This is a genomic window from Mycobacterium sp. NGS17, from assembly GCF_059813205.1.
Genome location: NZ_JCALED010000003.1, coordinates 26,435 through 42,989 on the forward strand (window position 1 = coordinate 26,435; position 16,555 = coordinate 42,989).

The 16,555-nt window shown below is 69.4% G+C and carries 16 protein-coding genes; 8 read left to right on the top strand and 8 right to left on the bottom strand.

Going from position 1 to position 16,555, the window contains the following annotated elements; genetic code table 11:
- Nucleotide 1 precedes the first annotated feature (1 nt).
- A complete protein-coding gene (locus tag AC5Y7E_RS07930) occupies nucleotides 2–1,705 on the bottom strand; it encodes a DAK2 domain-containing protein (RefSeq protein ID WP_499948798.1) in 1,704 nt (567 codons plus the stop codon).
- Between the two features lie 250 nt (nucleotides 1,706–1,955).
- On the opposite strand from AC5Y7E_RS07930, the gene rpmB reads away from it, so the two are divergent.
- Nucleotides 1,956–2,150, top strand: coding sequence for a 50S ribosomal protein L28 (gene rpmB, locus AC5Y7E_RS07935; RefSeq protein ID WP_046185726.1), 195 nt, complete (start codon nucleotides 1,956–1,958; stop codon nucleotides 2,148–2,150).
- A gap of 12 nt (nucleotides 2,151–2,162) precedes the next feature.
- Here rpmB and AC5Y7E_RS07940 read toward each other — a convergent pair whose 3' ends face one another.
- Both AC5Y7E_RS07940 and AC5Y7E_RS07945 read right to left on the bottom strand, forming a co-directional pair.
- Nucleotides 2,163–2,984, bottom strand: coding sequence for a mycofactocin-coupled SDR family oxidoreductase (locus tag AC5Y7E_RS07940; protein ID WP_499948369.1), 822 nt, complete (start codon nucleotides 2,982–2,984; stop codon nucleotides 2,163–2,165).
- A gap of 2 nt (nucleotides 2,985–2,986) precedes the next feature.
- Nucleotides 2,987–3,877: an SDR family NAD(P)-dependent oxidoreductase gene (locus AC5Y7E_RS07945; protein ID WP_499920179.1), complete on the bottom strand. Its 891-nt coding sequence runs from the start codon at nucleotides 3,875–3,877 to the stop codon at nucleotides 2,987–2,989.
- A 95-nt stretch (nucleotides 3,878–3,972) separates the two neighbouring features.
- Here AC5Y7E_RS07945 and AC5Y7E_RS07950 point away from each other — a divergent pair, with 95 nt between their 5' ends.
- Genes AC5Y7E_RS07950 through AC5Y7E_RS07965 form a run of 4 tightly spaced genes read left to right on the top strand, consistent with a single transcriptional unit; the run spans nucleotide 3,973 to nucleotide 7,692 of the window.
- On the top strand, nucleotides 3,973–4,416 hold the full coding sequence (locus tag AC5Y7E_RS07950; protein ID WP_499920178.1) for a nuclear transport factor 2 family protein: 444 nt from the start codon (nucleotides 3,973–3,975) through the stop codon (nucleotides 4,414–4,416).
- 3 nt (nucleotides 4,417–4,419) lie between these two features.
- Entirely contained in the window at nucleotides 4,420–5,625 is a 1,206-nt protein-coding gene (locus tag AC5Y7E_RS07955) for a sulfotransferase family protein (RefSeq protein ID WP_499948370.1), read from the top strand.
- Nucleotides 5,618–6,862 (top strand): hypothetical protein, encoded by a 1,245-nt coding sequence (locus tag AC5Y7E_RS07960; protein WP_499948371.1) that lies wholly within the window; start codon nucleotides 5,618–5,620, stop codon nucleotides 6,860–6,862. The genes AC5Y7E_RS07955 and AC5Y7E_RS07960 overlap by 8 nt, the downstream gene beginning before the upstream one ends.
- 2 nt (nucleotides 6,863–6,864) lie before the next feature.
- Nucleotides 6,865–7,692, top strand: a complete 828-nt coding sequence (locus AC5Y7E_RS07965; RefSeq protein ID WP_499948373.1) for an oxidoreductase — start codon at nucleotides 6,865–6,867, stop codon at nucleotides 7,690–7,692.
- A gap of 6 nt (nucleotides 7,693–7,698) precedes the next feature.
- On the opposite strand, the gene AC5Y7E_RS07970 is transcribed toward AC5Y7E_RS07965, so the two are convergent.
- Genes AC5Y7E_RS07970 through AC5Y7E_RS07980 form a run of 3 tightly spaced genes read right to left on the bottom strand, consistent with a single transcriptional unit; the run spans nucleotide 7,699 to nucleotide 10,327 of the window.
- On the bottom strand, nucleotides 7,699–8,628 hold the full coding sequence (locus AC5Y7E_RS07970) for an NADP-dependent oxidoreductase (RefSeq protein WP_499948801.1): 930 nt from the start codon (nucleotides 8,626–8,628) through the stop codon (nucleotides 7,699–7,701).
- A 5-nt stretch (nucleotides 8,629–8,633) separates the two neighbouring features.
- Nucleotides 8,634–9,317: a uracil-DNA glycosylase gene (locus AC5Y7E_RS07975; protein WP_499920174.1), complete on the bottom strand. Its 684-nt coding sequence runs from the start codon at nucleotides 9,315–9,317 to the stop codon at nucleotides 8,634–8,636.
- A gap of 41 nt (nucleotides 9,318–9,358) precedes the next feature.
- Nucleotides 9,359–10,327 carry a thiamine-phosphate kinase gene (locus AC5Y7E_RS07980; protein WP_499948374.1) on the bottom strand — a complete coding sequence of 323 codons (969 nt, stop codon included), beginning with the start codon at nucleotides 10,325–10,327 and terminating at the stop codon, nucleotides 9,359–9,361.
- A 129-nt stretch (nucleotides 10,328–10,456) separates the two neighbouring features.
- On the opposite strand from AC5Y7E_RS07980, the gene AC5Y7E_RS07985 reads away from it, so the two are divergent.
- Nucleotides 10,457–11,017 (top strand): DUF3515 domain-containing protein, encoded by a 561-nt coding sequence (locus tag AC5Y7E_RS07985; protein ID WP_499920172.1) that lies wholly within the window; start codon nucleotides 10,457–10,459, stop codon nucleotides 11,015–11,017.
- 4 nt (nucleotides 11,018–11,021) lie between these two features.
- Here AC5Y7E_RS07985 and AC5Y7E_RS07990 read toward each other — a convergent pair whose 3' ends face one another.
- A complete protein-coding gene (locus AC5Y7E_RS07990; protein ID WP_499948375.1) occupies nucleotides 11,022–12,158 on the bottom strand; it encodes a D-alanine--D-alanine ligase family protein in 1,137 nt (378 codons plus the stop codon).
- Nucleotides 12,159–12,247: 89 nt separating this feature from the next.
- Entirely contained in the window at nucleotides 12,248–13,282 is a 1,035-nt protein-coding gene (locus tag AC5Y7E_RS07995; RefSeq protein ID WP_499920170.1) for an NAD(P)H-dependent glycerol-3-phosphate dehydrogenase, read from the bottom strand.
- 160 nt (nucleotides 13,283–13,442) lie between these two features.
- On the opposite strand from AC5Y7E_RS07995, the gene cofC reads away from it, so the two are divergent.
- Together cofC and AC5Y7E_RS08005 are read left to right on the top strand one after the other, a co-directional pair.
- Nucleotides 13,443–14,105: a 2-phospho-L-lactate guanylyltransferase gene (gene cofC, locus AC5Y7E_RS08000; protein ID WP_499948377.1), complete on the top strand. Its 663-nt coding sequence runs from the start codon at nucleotides 13,443–13,445 to the stop codon at nucleotides 14,103–14,105.
- A gap of 193 nt (nucleotides 14,106–14,298) precedes the next feature.
- Nucleotides 14,299–16,488 (top strand): RNA degradosome polyphosphate kinase, encoded by a 2,190-nt coding sequence (locus tag AC5Y7E_RS08005; RefSeq protein WP_499920236.1) that lies wholly within the window; start codon nucleotides 14,299–14,301, stop codon nucleotides 16,486–16,488.
- Nucleotides 16,489–16,555 lie beyond the last annotated feature (67 nt).

Here is a 16,555-nt window from a genome sequence, read left to right on the forward strand (position 1 = left end):
GCTACTCGACCCCGATCAGCAGCGCGTCGCCGTGGTGGCCGGTGCGGTAGGTGACCAGTTCGGTCCCGGGGTGGTGGTCGTGCATGTGCTCTTCCAGGATGTCGGTGACCGCGCCCGCGTCGCCGTCGGAGTCGACGGCGGCGCCGAGCAGCACCGTCACCAGGTCGCCGCCGGAGGCCAGCAGGAGATCGAGCAGACCGATCGCGGCCCCGACCGCATCGTCGGCCACGATCAGCACCTCGTCGCCCGCGATGCCCAGGCCGTCCCCCGGACGGCAGCGACCCGCCCAGGTCAACGCGCTCTCGGTGGCGATGCGCACCGAGCCGTGGCGCGCCGCGCCGGCGGCGCGGGCCATCGTGTAGCCGTCGTCGACCGCCTGCCGGTCGGTTTCGTGCACGGCCAGCGCGGCCAGACCCTGCACCATCGACCCGGTCGGGATCGGCACCACATCAATCCCCCAGCCGATGGCCGCGGTGCAGCCGGCCACCAGTTCCTCGGCCGGCACGTAGCCGTTGGGCAGCACCATCACCTGGGCGGCGCCGGTGTCGACGACGGCCCGCATCAGCTGGTGCGCGCTGATGTTGGTGACGGGATCGTGCGCGGCCGGTTCGCGCTGCAGCACGCAGGCGCCCTCGCCGGCGAACAGGTCAGCGGCGCCGTCGCCGTCGACCACCGCCAGCACCGCGCGCTCCCGCGTCCATCCGCCTGCGGGCAGCCCGGGGGTTCCGGAGCTCAGCGCGGAGATGACGATGCGGCTGAGCCGTCCGGCCGCCAGGCCGGCCTCCACGGCGGCGCCGGCGTCGTCGGTGTGCACGTGGACCGAGTAGGTGCGCTGCGCCGACGACGGCGCCGACGCGATGCCGACCGAATCACCCAGCTCCCCCAGCCGGTCGCGCAGCGCGTCCGCCGCCGCGGGCTCGCAGCCGTCCAGCCGATACATGACCTCGAACTGGGGCGCCGGGCGCTGCGCGGGCGCCTCCGGCGGCTGCGCTCGCGGCGACAGCTCGTACACCGCGCGGGCCGGCGCCTGGCCGGTGATCGTGGACCGCAATGCGTCCAGCAGGACCAGCAAACCCCGGCCGCCCGCGTCCACGGCACCGGCGTCGGCCAGCACGTCGAGTTGTTCGGGGGTCTTTTCCAGCGCGACCACCGCCGCGTCGCCGGCCGCGACGACCGCCGCCACCAGCCCCTCCCCGGCCCCGGCGCACTGGGCGACGGCGTTCGCGGCCGCCCGCAGCACCGAGACGATGGTCCCGGGGACCTCGTGGCCACCCATCGAGCTGATCACCAGCTCCACGCCGCGCTGCAGCGCGGCACCCAGGACGACGGCGTCGATGTGGGGCAGCTCACCGCCGGCCTCGGCCGCCGCGGTCGCGGTGACGTCGGCGACGCCGCGCAGGATCTGCGACAGGATGACCCCGGAATTGCCGCGGGCGCCGTTCAGGGCGCCCGCGGACAGCGCCGCGGCGGCCCGCGCGGCGCAGGTCGAGCCACCCTCCGCGCCGGCGCCCACTTTCGCCTCGGCCAGCGCCGAACGCATGGTGAACAGCATGTTGGCGCCGGTGTCGGAGTCGGCGACTGGGAAGACGTTGAGCCGGTTGATCTCGTCGATGTGCGTGATCAGGTCGCTGACGGCGGTGTGCGCCCAGTCGCGCAGCGTGATCGCGTCCAGGACACGAGCCTGCGATGTCTCAGCAGTGCCCAGGGTTACCCACCTCCTCCGCACCTCGACGCCCAGCACCCGATGGGCGCCAGCGTAGCCCGGCGACACCCGCGACGGCTGCCGGTGACCACCCGGGCCGATTCAGCGCATCGAGCCTAGCCAGAGGGGGCGACAGTGGCGGAGACCGTTTTGGTGCTTGCCACCACAGTCGGTATCCTCAGGTACGCGCCCGGGTGAACCTGGGCTGTCCCGGCCGGATTGCCGGACCCCCGAGATTTGAGGAGCTTGAACAATGGCCGCTGTGTGCGACATCTGCGGGAAAGGCCCCGGCTTCGGTAAGTCGGTGTCGCACTCCCACCGCCGCACCAGCCGCCGGTGGGACCCGAACGTTCAGACCGTGCACGTCGTCACCCGTCCGGGCGGCAACAAGCAGCGTTTGAACGTCTGCACGTCCTGCATCAAGGCCGGTAAGGTCGTCCGGGGCTGACAGCGGCCGTCGTCACATGACGACGTGCCCGGCGTCCACGGGTATCGCGGCGCCGGTGATGTAGCGCGAGCGCGGTCCGGCAAGCCAGAGCACCGCTTCGGTGACGTCTTGCGCCTCGACCAACGGCACGTCGGGCAGCAGCGTCTGCGACAGCGCCGGGTTGGGGTTCTCCAGCATCCGGTTCACCACGAAATCGTTCAGGATCATCGGCGTCGCGACCCCGCTCGGATGGATCGAATTGACCCGAATCTTGTGTGGCGCATAGGCATTCGCCGCCGAGCGCATCAGCCCCACCACCCCGTGTTTGGACGCGGCGTAGGCGAACATCGCCGCGCTGCCGTCGCCGCCGCGGCCGGTGAGGCCCTGCGATGAGCTGACCAGCACCACCGAGCCGCCCCGTCCCTTGCGCACGATCGAGGGAACCGTCGCCAGCAGCGTGTGCCACACACCCTTGAGATTGGTGTCGACGATCGTGTTGAACACCGGTTCGGACTCGGGGTCGGTGACCCCGATGGCCACCACCCCGGCGTTGGCGACGACGACGTCGATGTCGCCGAGCTCGTCGACGCCTGCCTGCACTCCGGCCTGCAGCGCCTTGAGGTCGCGGACGTCCGCGGCGACGGGCACCGCGTTGCGGCCGGCCGCCTGGACCAGCCGCACGGTTTCGGCGAGCTCGGATTCGGTCCCCAGGGCGTAGGGGATCGCCTCGAGATCGGCGCAGATGTCGACGGCGATGACGTCGGCGCCCTGTTCGGCGAGCGCAACGGCGTGGCTGCGGCCCTGCCCGCGCGCGGCGCCGGTGATGACGGCGACCGTGTTGTCGAATTCACCCATGCCTACACCTCCAGGGTTGTGCCGGTCTCGCGTTCGGCGAAGGCCACCAGCCGCGCGGCGGTGTCGTAATCGCAGGCCAGCGGCGTGCGGCCGATCAGCACCGGGCCGCCGCGCAGCCCGAACCTGCCGGTGACCCCGACGTAGCTCCCCGGCGGAATCGGCTCGCTGATGCAGTACAGCGTGGGCGCGGCGCCCTCGTCGATGTCGTTGGCCAACCGGTCGGCCACCAGTTTGACCCCCTTGTGGGCCAGCGACATCAGCGCCGAGTCGCCGAGGTTCGACAGGTTCGAGGCCACCCAGCCCGGGTGGGTGAGCTGCGTGACGATCGGCGATCCGGCCTCGCGCAGCCTGCGGTCCAGCTCCAGGCCCCACAGCATGACCGCGAGCTTCGACTGCGCGTACGCGCCCAGCCTCGTCCACTTGTGCCGGCGCGAGTGCAGGTCGTCGAGCCGCAGCGTCGCCGAGCGGTGCGCGTCGGATCCGACGTTGATGATCTGCGAACGCACCCTGGGTAGGAGCAGATTGGTCAGCGCGAACGGCCCGAGCAGGTTGGTGCCCAGTGTCATCTCGAAGCCGTCGACCGTCTCGGTGCGCCGGTCGGTCAGCGCGCCGGCGTTGTTGATCAGGATGTCCACCGGCTCGTCGATCAGGTTCGCGAAGGCGCGCACCGACGACAGGTCGGCCAGGTCGAGCTTGACCACGGCGGTCGAACCACCCATTTCAGTCGCGCGTTGCTCGCCGAGTTCGGTGTTGCGCACCGCCAGGATCACGTGCGCGCCGGCCTTGGCGAGCGCGCGCGCCGTGCCGAGCCCGACGCCGTTGGTCGCTCCGGTCACGATCACGCGTTTGCCGCGCAGGTTGCCGAGCCTGTTCGGGGTCCACGGTATGGTCACGGCGATCAAGAATAGTGGTCGGTTCTATGTAAATTGGACCGGTTCTGCCAACATTGTTCGCGGAACAGTGCGGCAGACTCCCGAGGCGGTTCGACATGACTGGCAGCGCCACCGAGATCAGCAACCTCATCTACACCTATGCGCAGCTGCTCGACGACGGCGACCTGGACGGGGTGGCCCGGCTGTTCGAGTACGGCCGGATCTGCGGCGTCCAGGACGGGCCGCCGGAGACGGTGTTCGCCGGCTCGGCCCGGGTGCGGGAGATGTACGAGATGGCCACGCGGATTTATGACGACGGCACCCCGAAGACCAAACACAACACGACCAACGTGCAGCTCTACATCGACGAGGCGGCCGGGACCGCGCACAGCACCTCCTACTACTGCGTCACGCAGGCCACCGATGACCTGCCGCTGCAGGTGATCGTGACCGGGCACTACAAGGACACGTTTCACCGGGTGGACGGGGCCTGGCGCTTCGACAGCCGCACCATGTTCGTCGACCAGGTCGGCGACGTCAGCCAGCATCTGAAGTTCTGACCCGTGGCATCCGCCAGCGCGTCCGACGGCCCGTTCGACACGGCCGCCGTCCTGGCCGACGCGCAACGCAAGGAAGAGCTGACGGATTGGGGCCCGGGCGAATTCGAGGGCCCGCTGCGGGTGTTGCTCGACGATTACGCGCACGCCGACCTGAACAACGTCGGCGTGCACATCCTGCGCTCGGGCATCGTGCACAGCCTGCGGATGCGGCTGCGCGCGCAGGAGTGGATCCGCCGCCACCCGGAGATCCTCGACGAGGCGGTGGCCGCGCCGATCGTCGTCGTCGGGATGATGCGCAGCGGCACCACGCTGCTGCAGCGGCTGTTGGCCGCCGACCCGCGTTTCGTCTGCGCGTACGGCTGGGAGGTCGTCGAGGTCGCGCCGCGGCTGAACTATCGGTTCACCGACGCCCCCGATCCGCGCATCGCTATCAGCGAAGCGCGCGAAGCGAAGTCGCGCGACCTGGCGCCCGAATTGTTTTCGATCCACCCGATGTACGCGCGCGAGGCCGAGGAGGAGATCGTCTTTCTGGCCGATGCGTTCCTGTCGCACGTGCCCGAGTCGGGCGCGCACCTGCCGCGGTACCGAACCTGGCTCGACGCCCAGGACTTCTCCCCCGCCTACGGCTACCTGCACCGGATGCTGCAGTTCCTCCAGTGGCAGAAGCGCCGGCGCGGCGTGCGGGGCCGGCGCTGGGTGCTCAAATCGCCTGCGCACCTTGGCTATTTGAATCTCTTGCGCGCGCAGTTTCCCGGCCTGCACATCGTGCACATGCATCGTGACCCGCGCACCACGATAGCGTCGGGGGTCAGCCTGAACGCGACCCTGCACGCGATGCACGCCGACACCGTCGACGTGCACCGGGTAGGTGCGCAGTGGCTGGAGCGGATGGGCTGGACGAACGATCGGGCGATGGCGGTCCGCGACGGATGGGCCGACGAGGGCGCCGTGGTCACCGACATCGGGTTCGACGACGCGGTGGCCGATCCGATCGGCCAGGTGGCCCGCGTCTACGACGCCATCGGCCTGCCGCTCACCGCGCAGGCCGAGGAAGCGATGCGGCGCTGGCTGGCCCGCCGCCCCCGGGAGGCACCCCGCCCGCCCTACGGGCTGGAGAACTACGGCCTGCGCCCCGAGCAGGTCGACGAGCGATTCACGTTGTACAACAAGCGTTTCGGACAGCACATCGGAGGGACAACACATGCCTGATCATCCGGTCGCGACGGCTTCCCAGCACGAACAGGAGCTGGCGGCCCTCGACCTGATCGAGCACCCGACCGTCAAGGCCGCCTACCGCACGGTCGCCGAGACCTGGCTGGGTCGCGCCAAGGCGACCGACGCGATGCGCGAACGGTTCGACGACGCGTTCGCCGAGGTGATGTTCTCGGCGGCGGTGTGGTCGTCGAATCAGGACAAGCTGCGGCCGAAGGTCAGCTGCATCACCCGGCTCGCACACCCGGTGGACGGCCGAAGCGTTCCCGGATCGCGCTGGGGCATCGACAATCCCGACAGCGTGTACCGGGTGATCCCGATCTCCGGGGACGAACGCTACGAGATTCACGGCCGGGTCGGCGAGCACCGCATGACCGAGAACTACTTCACGCTGTGGGATGCGCGCATGGGCACCGTCGCCGTGCTCAACGGTCGCACCATGCACGTCGAGCCCGACGGCAGCTACACCATCACCGTCGACTCCAACCCCGCGAACGGCCGGGCGAACCATGTGCAAACCTCGCCGGAGGCCCACGAGTTCTACATTCGCGACGTGCTGCTGGACTGGGGCCGAGACGACCCCAATCACATTGAGGTGCAACGGCTTGGCGGCCCCCCGGCAACCCCGACGCGCACGCTCGACGAGCAGGCCGAGGCCACGGCGGCGATGATGGATTATTTCGCCGACTTCACCGGCAAGCTCAGCCACGGGGTCTACAAGATGCCGGCCAACCACTTCAACCTGGCCTGGTCGGCCGACAAGATCGGCGCGATGCGCAACCAGGTGTACGTGATGGGCCGGTTCGACCTCGCCCCCGACGAGGCGTTCGTCGTCGACCTGAATGACGGTGGCGCCGAGTACTTCACCGTGCCGCTGAGCAACATCTGGGGCACCACTTTGGATCTCGTCGACCGCACCGGCAGCCTCAACAAAGCACAGTCGGTCGCCAACGAAGACGGCTCGTACACCTACGTGATCTCGCCCGTCGACCCCGGCGTGGCCAACTGGATCGACTCCGACGGCTTGCGAGAAGCCATTTTGACTTTGCGCATGGCGGAGTTCGGCGAGGGCGGTCCGGCCGAAGACCTCGGCGCGCGCGGGCGGGTGGTCAAGCTGGACCGGCTCGACGCCGAGGTGCCGCACCTGCCGAGGGTCAGCGAGGAACAGCGGGAAACAGAGCTGGCGCAGCGCCGCAAGGCCTACCTGCGGCGCCTGCCGGAAGGGACGATCTGACGATGTCGCGCTGGCTGATCACGGGGTGCTCCACCGGCTTCGGTCGCGAAATCGCGCGCGCCGCACTGCAAGCCGGCCACAGCGTGGCGGTGACCGCACGGCGGCCCGAGGCGGTGGCCGATATCGCCGACGAATTCGGCGACCGGGCCCTGCCCCTCGCGCTCGACGTGACCGACGCCGCCCAGATCGCGGCGGCGGTGTCGGCGGCCGACGCGGCGTTCGGTGGGATCGACGTCCTGGTCAACAACGCCGGTCACGGCTACCTGTCCTCGGTGGAAGAGGGCGAGGACGCCGAGGTGCGAAAGCTGTTCGACGTGAACTACTTCGGGGCGGTCGACATGATCAAGGCGGTCCTGCCGGCCATGCGCGCCCGCGGGTCGGGGCACATCATCAACATCTCCTCGATGACGGGCCTGGTGGCCAACCCGCCCAACGCCTATTACTCGTCGACCAAGTTCGCGCTGGAGGCGGTGACCGAGGCGCTGGCCGCCGAGGTGCGCCCACTGGGCATCAAGGTGACCGCCATCGAGCCGGGCGCGTTCCGCACCGATTGGGCGACGCGGTCGATGAAGGAGTCGGGCAGCCCGATCTCCGACTACGCCGACGTGGCCGCGCGCAAGGACCTGATCAAGCAGTTCGCCGATCATCTACCCGGTGATCCGAAAAAGGTGGCCGACGCGGTGCTGATGGTGACCACACTCGACGAGCCGCCACTGCGACTGCTGCTGGGCCGTGACGTGCTGAAGGCCATGCGGGACAAGATCACCGCGATGTCGGCGTCGATCGAGGAGTGGAAGGCCGTCACGAAAGACGTCAATTTCGCGGATTGACGGCGCTCAGTCCCGCACGACGAGGACCGTCTTGCCGGCGTGCCTGTCGGTGCCGCGACTCTCATACGCCTCGCGGCCCTCGTCGAGGCCGAACGTCTGGGCGATCGCGACGTGCAACCGGTCGCCGTCCACCAGCGCGGCCAGCTCGTCGAGCTGATCTCGATTCGGCGTGACGATGAAAAAGGTTGCGGTGACGCCGAACTCGTCGGCCCGGCCGTCCGGAGGCGGTGCGGGCAGGGTAACCAGCCGGCCCCCGCGGCGCACCACGCCGAACGACCGCTCCAACATCTGGCCGCCGACCGTGTCGATGACGACGTCGTAGCGGGCATCGGTCTCGTCGAATGCCTCGGCGCGCACGTCGATCACCCGGTGCGCGCCGCAGCCGCGCAGAAGATTGGCGGCGCCGCTGCGCACCGTCGCGGTCACCCGGGCGCCCCGCAGCGCGGCCAGCTGAACCGTCAGCAGTCCCACTCCCCCGGCGCCCCCGTGCACCAGCACGGTCTCGCCCGGTTGCACGGCGGCGTGGTCGACCAGAGCCTGCAGGGCGGTCAGGCCGGCCAGCGGCAGCGCGGCGGCGACGACGTGCGACACCGTCGACGGCTTGCTGGCCAGGTCGGCCGCCGGTACGGCGACGAATTCGGCCGCCGCACCGTCGCGGTCGAACGCGATCAACCCGTACACCTCGTCGCCGGGCGCGAAATCCGTGACGTCGGCGGCGACCGCTTTGACGACGCCCGACACCTCGTGGGACGGGATCACCGGCAGGCGGCTGGCCCCGTCGCGGGTCCAGGTCTCCTCCCACGTCAGCTCGTCGAAGGTGATTCCCGCCGCGTGCACGGCGATCAAGGCTTCGCCCGCGGCCGGCACCGGGACCGGGACACGTTCGAGCACCAGCTCCTCCGGGCCGCCCCGGCGGTGCGCCCGCAGCGCGGACATCTCGGTCATGGCAGGCGCCAATCGATCGCGTCGGCGCCCATCTCGGCCAGCAGTTCGTTGGCGCGGCTGAACGGGCGCGAACCGAAGAACCCGCGCGAGGCCGACAGCGGGGACGGATGCGGCGATTCGATGGCGACGCAATTCCCTTGAGCGAGAATCGGTTTGAGCGTCGAAGCGTCGCGGCCCCACAGGATGGCCACCAGGGGCCGCGACCGCTGCGTCAGCGCCCGGATAGCGCACTCGGTCACCGCCTCCCAGCCCTTGCCACGATGCGAAGCGGGATTGCTGGGGCGCACGGTGAGCACCCTGTTCAGCAGCAGCACGCCGCGTTGCGCCCAGGGCGTCAGGTCACCGCACGAGGGTTGCGGATGGCCCAGGTCCGCGCCGTACTCCTGAAAGATGTTGGCCAGACTGCGCGGCAACGGCCGCACCTCGGGCGCCACCGAAAAGCTCAGGCCCACAGCGTGTCCGGGGGTCGGGTACGGGTCTTGCCCGACGATCAGCACCCGGACGTCGTCAAAGGGATAGGTGAAGGCGCGCAACACATTCGGTCCGGCGGGCAAATACCTGCGCCCGGCCGCGATCTCGGCGCGCAAAAATTGCCCCATCTCGGCCACCTGGTCGGACACCGGCTGCAGCGCGCTCGCCCAACCGGGCTCCACCAGTTCACTCAGCGGACGCGCGGTCATCATCGGCTCTTCGCGATCGCGTAAACGGTCACCGCGTCACCCTAATACGATTGCCAGCCGGCGTAGCCGATCCACTCCTGATCGTCGACGAGCACCCGGGCCGGCCCGTCGAGAACCCGCCCGATGACGCGCCATCCGGCCGGCGCGGGGCCGGCGAAACACGCCGCCAGGGCGTGGTCCTCGCCACCGCCCAGCACCCAGTGCCAGGGATCGGCGCCCACCGCGACCGCGGCGGCCCCAAGCGCATCGCGGTCCGCGGCCAGCGCCGTCGTGGACAGATCCATGCCGACCCCCGACGCCTCGGCGACATGACGCAGGTCGGCGACCAGGCCGTCGGAGATGTCGATCATCGCCTGCGCGCCCCCGGCCGCGGCCACCGCGCCCTGTCCGTAGGGGGGCTGCGGCACCAGATGCCGGCGCCGCAGCTCATCGAAGCCATCAATATCGTTGCGCCACAGGTCAAATCCCGCCGCCGACCGGCCCAGGTCACCGGCGACGGCGATCAGTGCACCGGGCTTCGCGCCCGACCGAAGCACCGGTGCGCGCCCGTCGGAGTCGCCCAGCACCGTCACCGAGATGACCCACTGCGGGCAGTGGACCAGGTCGCCGCCGGCGATGCCGGCACCGATCCGTTGCGCCTCGTCCCACATTCCGTCGACCAGCGCATCCACCTCCGCCGCCGGTGTGTCACCGGGTGCGCCGAAGGCGACCACGAATGCCGTCGGCCGCGCGCCCATCGCCTCGATGTCCGCGGCGTTCTGGGCAATGGCCTTGCGGCCGATGTCGTGCGGCGTCGACCAGTCCAGCCGGAAGTGCCGATCCTGCACCAGCATGTCGGTCGACACCAGCGCGCGGCCATCACCCGATGACACCAGCGCCGCGTCGTCACCCGGTCCGAGCACGACCGCTGCGGGCTGCTCGCGCCCCCGCACCAGGCGATCGATCACGGCGAACTCGCCGAGTTGCCGCAGCGACGGCGACTCGCCCGCTTCGTCTTGCACGCCACCCACGATAGGGCTCGTGCCGTCGCTCAGACCGCGGCGGACGGGGCTACGCGGCCCTTATTCGCCCCCGAGAATAAATTGGCACGTAAGTAAATGCGGGCGATAGTGGTTAGCAGAACAGGAGGTGCGCGGGCGGTGGCAACCGAATCGGACGCCGATGCCGGGCCGCCGCGCGCGCTGATCATCGTCGCGATCGCGCTGGCCGTCGCGACCATCGGCGTGATCCTGGCCATCGCTGCGACCCGGGAGGCGCCCCCGCGTTCGGTCGCGGTTCCCGCGGCCCCCGCGCCGCAGGCCGACGCGCCCGCATGCCGGGCATTGATGGGGGCGCTGCCGCAGCGGCTCGGGGATTACCAGCACGCGCCGCTCGAGCAGCCGGCCCCGCACGGCGTCGCCGCCTGGCGAAGCGGGCCGGACGGTGACCCGGTGGTGCTGCGTTGCGGCGTCGATCGCCCCGCCGAGTTCGTGCTGGGATCACCGATCCAGGTCGTCGATCGGGTGCAGTGGTTCCAGGTGCGTTCCGAACAGCAATCCGCCGGTGATGCGGGCCGCTCCACCTGGTACACGGTGGACCGCGGAGTCTATGTGGCGCTCACTCTGCCGGCCGGATCGGGACCGACGCCGATCCAGCGGCTCTCCGAGGCGATCGACCGCAGCATCCCGGCGGCGCCCATCGACCCCGGCCAGCCCCGCTAGGTGCTTAGCGCAGGCCTACTCCGCGGGCCAGCGCGGTCTGGACCATCGTCGCCAGCAACGTCGCGTAGTCCACGCCGCTGGCCGCCCACATCCTCGGGTACATCGAGATCGTGGTGAATCCCGGCATCGTGTTGATCTCGTTGAGCACCGGCCCGTCTTCGGTGAGGAAGAAGTCCACCCGGGCCAGCCCTTGGCAGTCGATCGCCTTGAACGCCCGGACCGCCAATTGGCGCACGCTGTCGGCGATTTCGTCGTCCACCTTGGCGGGCACGTCCAGTTCGGCCGCGTCGTCGAGGTATTTGGTCGAGAAGTCGTAGAACGAATCCTCGCGCCCGCGCACGCCGGCCACCCGTATCTCACCCAGCGTGCTGGCTTCCACTGTGCCATCGGGCATTTCGAGCACACCGCATTCCAGCTCACGACCGACGACGGCGGCCTCGACGATGACTTTCGGGTCATGCCGCCGGGCCATCGCGATGGCGCCGTCCAGCTGATCCCAGCTCGACACGCGGCTCACGCCGATCGAGGAACCGCCCCGGGCGGGTTTGACGAACACCGGCAGGCCCAGCCGCTCGCACTCGTCGGGGCGCAGCCCGGAGTGCGACGGGCGCAGCACCGCGTAGTCGCCGATCGGCAGTCCTTCGGCGGCGAACAGCTTTTTGGTGAACTCTTTGTCCATGCCCGCCGCGCTGGCGAGCACGCCGGCGCCCACGTAGGGCACACCGGCGAGTTCCAGCAGACCCTGAATGGTGCCGTCCTCGCCGTAGGGGCCGTGCAGCACCGGAAACACCACGTCGACCGACGCCAACACCTCACTGGCGCCGGGGGCGAGGGACACCAGTTGACCACGGCGCGCGGGATCGGCGGGCAGCGCCAGTTCCGTTCCCGATGCGGCGGTCACCTCGGGCAGTTGCCGGTCGGTGATCGCCAGCGCGGCGGGGTCGCCGTCGGTGAGCACCCAGGAGCCCTCGGGAGTGATGCCGATCGCGAGCACCTCGAACCGCTCCGGGTTTAGGTTGCGCAGAATGCTGCCCGCGGAGACGCACGAGATGGCGTGCTCGTTGCTGCGCCCGCCGAAGACGACGGCGACGCGTACCCGCTGGCCTGAGCCGGGGTGCGGCGAGCGCTGGCTGGCATTCACAATCTCAAGAGGCTACCGGGTGGCGCCGGGCCCGGCCGGGTGGCGGGCCTTGCATGGCCTTCTCGTATGTCCTCATACGTCCGCGCGGTCTATTCGGGCTTGGTCCTGCGGCCCAGGAGCAGGGCCATCGCCTCGTCCACCGACAACCCCTTGTGGCACACACGGTGCACGGCGTCGGTGAGGGGCATTTCGACGTCGTAACTGGCGGCCAGCGCCAGCACCGACTCGCAGGACGTCACACCCTCGACGACGTGCCCGTCGCCGCCGTCGGGCGTGCCGGCCAGCACCGACGAGATGGTCGCCCCCCGGCCGAGCCGTTCGCCCAGCGAACGGTTGCGCGATCGCGGTGAGCTGCAGGTCGCCACCAGGTCGCCCACTCCGGCCAGCCCCGCCAGGGTCGCGCCCTTGGCGCCCAGCGCAATCCCCAGCCGCATGATCTCGGCCAGGCCGCGGGTGATGATCGCCGCCGCGGTGTTCTCGCCGAGTCCGACACCGACGGCCATCCCGCACGCCAGGGCGATGACGTTCTTGCAGGCCCCGCCGATCTCCGTGCCGACCACGTCGCTATTGGTGTACGGGCGGAAGTAGCCGCTGTTCAGCATGCGCTGCAGGGCCACGGCGCGCCCCGAGTCGCTGCACGCGATGACGGTGGCGGCGGGCTGGGATGCGGCGATCTCGCTGGCCAGGTTGGGTCCCGAGATCACCGCGACCTGAGACGGGTCGACGCCGACGACGGAGACGATGACCTGGCTCATCCGCATCAACGTGCCCAGCTCGATGCCCTTCGCCAGGCTGGCCAGGGTGGCGCCCTCCCGGATCAGCGGCGCCCAGCGCTCGAGGTTGCCGCGCATCGTCTGCGCGGGCACGCCCAGCAGTACGGTCGACGCGTCGCGCAGGGCTTCGGCGGCGTCGGCGGTGGCCCGGATGCCCGGCGGCAGCAACGTGCCGGGCAGGTAGTCGGCGTTGTATCGGGTGGAATTGATCTGCTCGGCGAGCTCGGGCCTGCGGGCCCACAGCGTGACCGACGTGTCCGGCCCCCCGGCGTCGAGCAGCACTTTGGCCAGCGCCGTGCCCCACGCCCCGGCACCCATGACCGCGACGGCGCCCGATGATGCGCTGGTCATGTGTGACCCCCTGTCCGTGGTCGGTGTCGCTCACGCGGCACGTGCAGCCGCTACACCCTAGATCACGGGCGTCACGCGAGCCAGCGCGTCCGGCGCACCGGGTCGGCATCACGCCCCGTGACGGGCGATCCGCAGAGCGTCGCTGGCAGGATGACTTCTCATGAGCGGCATACGAGCCGACGGTGCGGCCCACGACGGCGGCGATGTGGCGCTGATCATCGCCGTCAAGCGGTTGGCCGCGGCCAAGACCAGGCTGGCCCCGGTGTTTTCGGCGCGCACGCGGGAAAGCGTCGTGCTCGCCATGCTGACGGACACCCTGACCGCCGCCGGACGGGTCAGGTCGCTGGGTTCGATCACCGTGATCACGCCCGATGACGCCGCGGCCGCGGCGGCCATCGATCTGGGAGCCGACGTGCTGGCCGACCCGACACCCGAGGGTCATCCCGATCCACTGAACAACGCCATCGCAAGCGCGGAACACGCGGTGGGCAGTGCTTTCACCAATATCGTTGTGCTGCAAGGGGATCTGCCCGCACTGCAGACCCAGGAGCTGAACGAGGCGATCGCCGCCGCACGCCAGCACCGGCGTAGCTTCGTCGCCGACCGCCTGGCCACCGGCACCGCGGCGCTGTTCGCGTTCGGCAGCCCGCTCAACCCGCAGTTCGGCTCCGATTCCTCGGCGCGGCACCGCAGTTCGGGTGCGATCGAGCTCACCGGCGCCTGGCCCGGCCTGCGGTGTGACGTCGACACCCCCAACGATCTCGCCGCCGCCCGTCGCCTCGGGGTGGGGCCGGCCACCGCACGCGCGATCGCGGCGCACTGAATCGGTCGGCAAATCTGTCCGGTGGGTAAACGTCATCCCAACGGCGAATGGATGTCCCGCGAGCGCTGGGCGCGGTAGTGGTGACCCGCTTCGCCCGGCTACGCCGCGCTCGCGATCACCACTGGCTCCGATGGTGGTGACCCGCTTCGCCCGGCTACGCCGCGCTCGCGATCACCACTGGCAGCACCCGCGCATGATGAGCAATGATCGCAGGGTGACTGAAATCGAAGCTGAGGCGCGACCCGACGAGAATTTGTGGCATTCGGGCGACTCGGCCGTGGCGGCACCACCGGCTGCGACCCAGGCCGCGCTGACCGATCTCCCGGACGATCGTTACCTCAACCGCGAACTGAGCTGGCTCGACTTCAACGCCCGCGTGCTGGCGCTGGCCGACGACAACTCGCTGCCGCTGCTGGAACGTGCCAAGTTCCTGGCGATCTTCGCCTCCAACCTCGACGAGTTCTACATGGTGCGCGTCGCCGGCCTCAAGCGCCGTGACGAGATGGGATTGTCGGTCCGCTCCGCCGACGGGCTGACGCCGCGAAAGCAACTCGCCCTCATCGGCGAACACACGCAGCGGATCGCGACCCGGCACGCGCGGGTGTTCCTCGATTCGGTGCGGCCCGCGCTCGCCGAGGAAGGCATTCACATCGTCACGTGGGCCGACCTCGATCAGCGCGAGCGCGACGAATTGTCCGCCTATTTCACCGAACAGGTCTTCCCTGTGTTGACGCCACTGGCCGTCGATCCCGCGCACCCGTTCCCGTTCGTCAGCGGGCTGAGCCTGAACCTGGCGGTCATGGTGCGTCAGCCCGAGGACGGCGGTCAGCACTTCGCGCGAGTCAAGGTGCCCAACAACGTCGATCGCTTCGTCGAGCTCGCGGCTATCGGCAGCGCCGACGACGGCGGGCGGACGATCGTCCGCTACCTGCCGATGGAGGAGCTGATCGCGGCGTTCCTTCCTCTTCTCTTCCCGGGCATGGAAATCGTGGAGCATCACGCGTTTCGCATCACCCGCAACGCCGATATGGAAGTCGAAGAAGACCGCGACGAGGATCTGCTGCAGGCGCTGGAGCGGGAATTGGCGCGCCGGCGGTTCGGTCCGCCGGTGCGACTCGAAATCGCCGACGACATGACCGAGGGCATGCTGGAACTGCTGCTGCGCGAACTCGATGTGCATCCCGGTGACGTCATCGAAGTCCCCGGCCTGCTCGACCTTTCGTCGCTGTGGCAGATCTACGGCCTCGACCGGCCGGCACTCAAGGACCCGGCGTTCGTCCCTGACACCCACCCCGCGTTCGCGGATCGCGAATCTCCCAAGAGCATTTTCGCGACGCTGCGCGAGGGCGACGTCCTGGTGCACCACCCGTACGACTCTTTCTCCACCAGCGTGCAGCGCTTCATCCAGCAGGCCGCCGCGGACCCCAACGTGCTGGCGATCAAACAAACGCTGTACCGCACCTCCGGTGATTCGCCGATCGTGCGGGCGCTGATCGAAGCGGCCGAGGCCGGAAAGCAGGCCGTCGCCCTCGTCGAGATCAAGGCGCGTTTCGACGAACAGGCCAACATCCGTTGGGCGCGCGCACTCGAGCAGGCGGGCGTGCATGTGGTCTACGGGCTGGTCGGCCTCAAGACGCATTGCAAGACTTGCCTGGTGGTGCGTCGCGAAGGTTCGGCCATCCGGCGGTACTGCCACATCGGAACCGGCAACTACAACAGCAAAACCGCCCGCCTGTACGAGGATGTCGGCCTGCTGACGGCGAACCCCGATATCGGCGCGGACCTCACCGATTTGTTCAATTCGCTTACCGGTTATTCGCGTAAGGTCTCCTATCGCAATCTGCTGGTGGCACCGCATGGAATTCGGGCCGGCATCATCGAACGTGTCGAACGCGAGATCGAAGCGCACCGCGAGCGCGGAAACGGACGCATTCGCCTGAAGATGAACGCGCTCGTCGACGAGCAGGTGATCGATGCGCTCTACCGGGCCTCGCAGGCCGGGGTGCGGGTCGAGGTCGTGGTGCGCGGCATCTGCGCGCTGCGCCCCGGCGCCGAAGGGTATTCCGAAAACGTCTTCGTCCGCTCGATTCTCGGTCGTTTCCTGGAGCACTCGCGGATCATCCATTTCCGCAACATCAACGAGTTCTGGATCGGCAGCGCCGACATGATGCACCGCAACCTCGATCGGCGCGTGGAGGTACTGGCTCAGGTCAAGGACCCCAAGCTCACCGCGCAGCTTGACGAATTGTTCGAATCCGCACTGGATCCGTCGACCCGGTGCTGGGAATTGGGGCCCGACGGGCAATGGACCCCGTCGCCACAAGAAGGCGAGAGCGTGCGCGACCACCAAGTATCGTTGATGGAGCGCCATCGCAGCCCCTAGCTCTGTGCGGTTGATTTCCGGTCGTTTCTCCCGGCCGCATCCTGACCATGTGTGCGGCTCTGAAGTG

What these genes read in the sequence shown, in the direction of transcription:
- cofC (WP_499948377.1), top strand. Translation starts at nt 13,443, where the DNA reads ATGAGCGGCATACGAGCCGACGGTGCGGCCCACGACGGCGGCGATGTG.
- AC5Y7E_RS07975 (WP_499920174.1), bottom strand. Translation starts at nt 9,317, where the DNA reads ATGACCGCGCGTCCGCTGAGTGAACTGGTGGAGCCCGGTTGGGCGAGC.
- AC5Y7E_RS07965 (WP_499948373.1), top strand. Translation starts at nt 6,865, where the DNA reads ATGTCGCGCTGGCTGATCACGGGGTGCTCCACCGGCTTCGGTCGCGAA.
- AC5Y7E_RS07950 (WP_499920178.1), top strand. Translation starts at nt 3,973, where the DNA reads ATGACTGGCAGCGCCACCGAGATCAGCAACCTCATCTACACCTATGCG.
- AC5Y7E_RS07970 (WP_499948801.1), bottom strand. Translation starts at nt 8,628, where the DNA reads ATGTCCGCGCTGCGGGCGCACCGCCGGGGCGGCCCGGAGGAGCTGGTG.
- AC5Y7E_RS07995 (WP_499920170.1), bottom strand. Translation starts at nt 13,282, where the DNA reads ATGACCAGCGCATCATCGGGCGCCGTCGCGGTCATGGGTGCCGGGGCG.
- AC5Y7E_RS07960 (WP_499948371.1), top strand. Translation starts at nt 5,618, where the DNA reads ATGCCTGATCATCCGGTCGCGACGGCTTCCCAGCACGAACAGGAGCTG.
- AC5Y7E_RS07940 (WP_499948369.1), bottom strand. Translation starts at nt 2,984, where the DNA reads ATGGGTGAATTCGACAACACGGTCGCCGTCATCACCGGCGCCGCGCGC.
- rpmB (WP_046185726.1), top strand. Translation starts at nt 1,956, where the DNA reads ATGGCCGCTGTGTGCGACATCTGCGGGAAAGGCCCCGGCTTCGGTAAG.
- AC5Y7E_RS08005 (WP_499920236.1), top strand. Translation starts at nt 14,299, where the DNA reads ATGATGAGCAATGATCGCAGGGTGACTGAAATCGAAGCTGAGGCGCGA.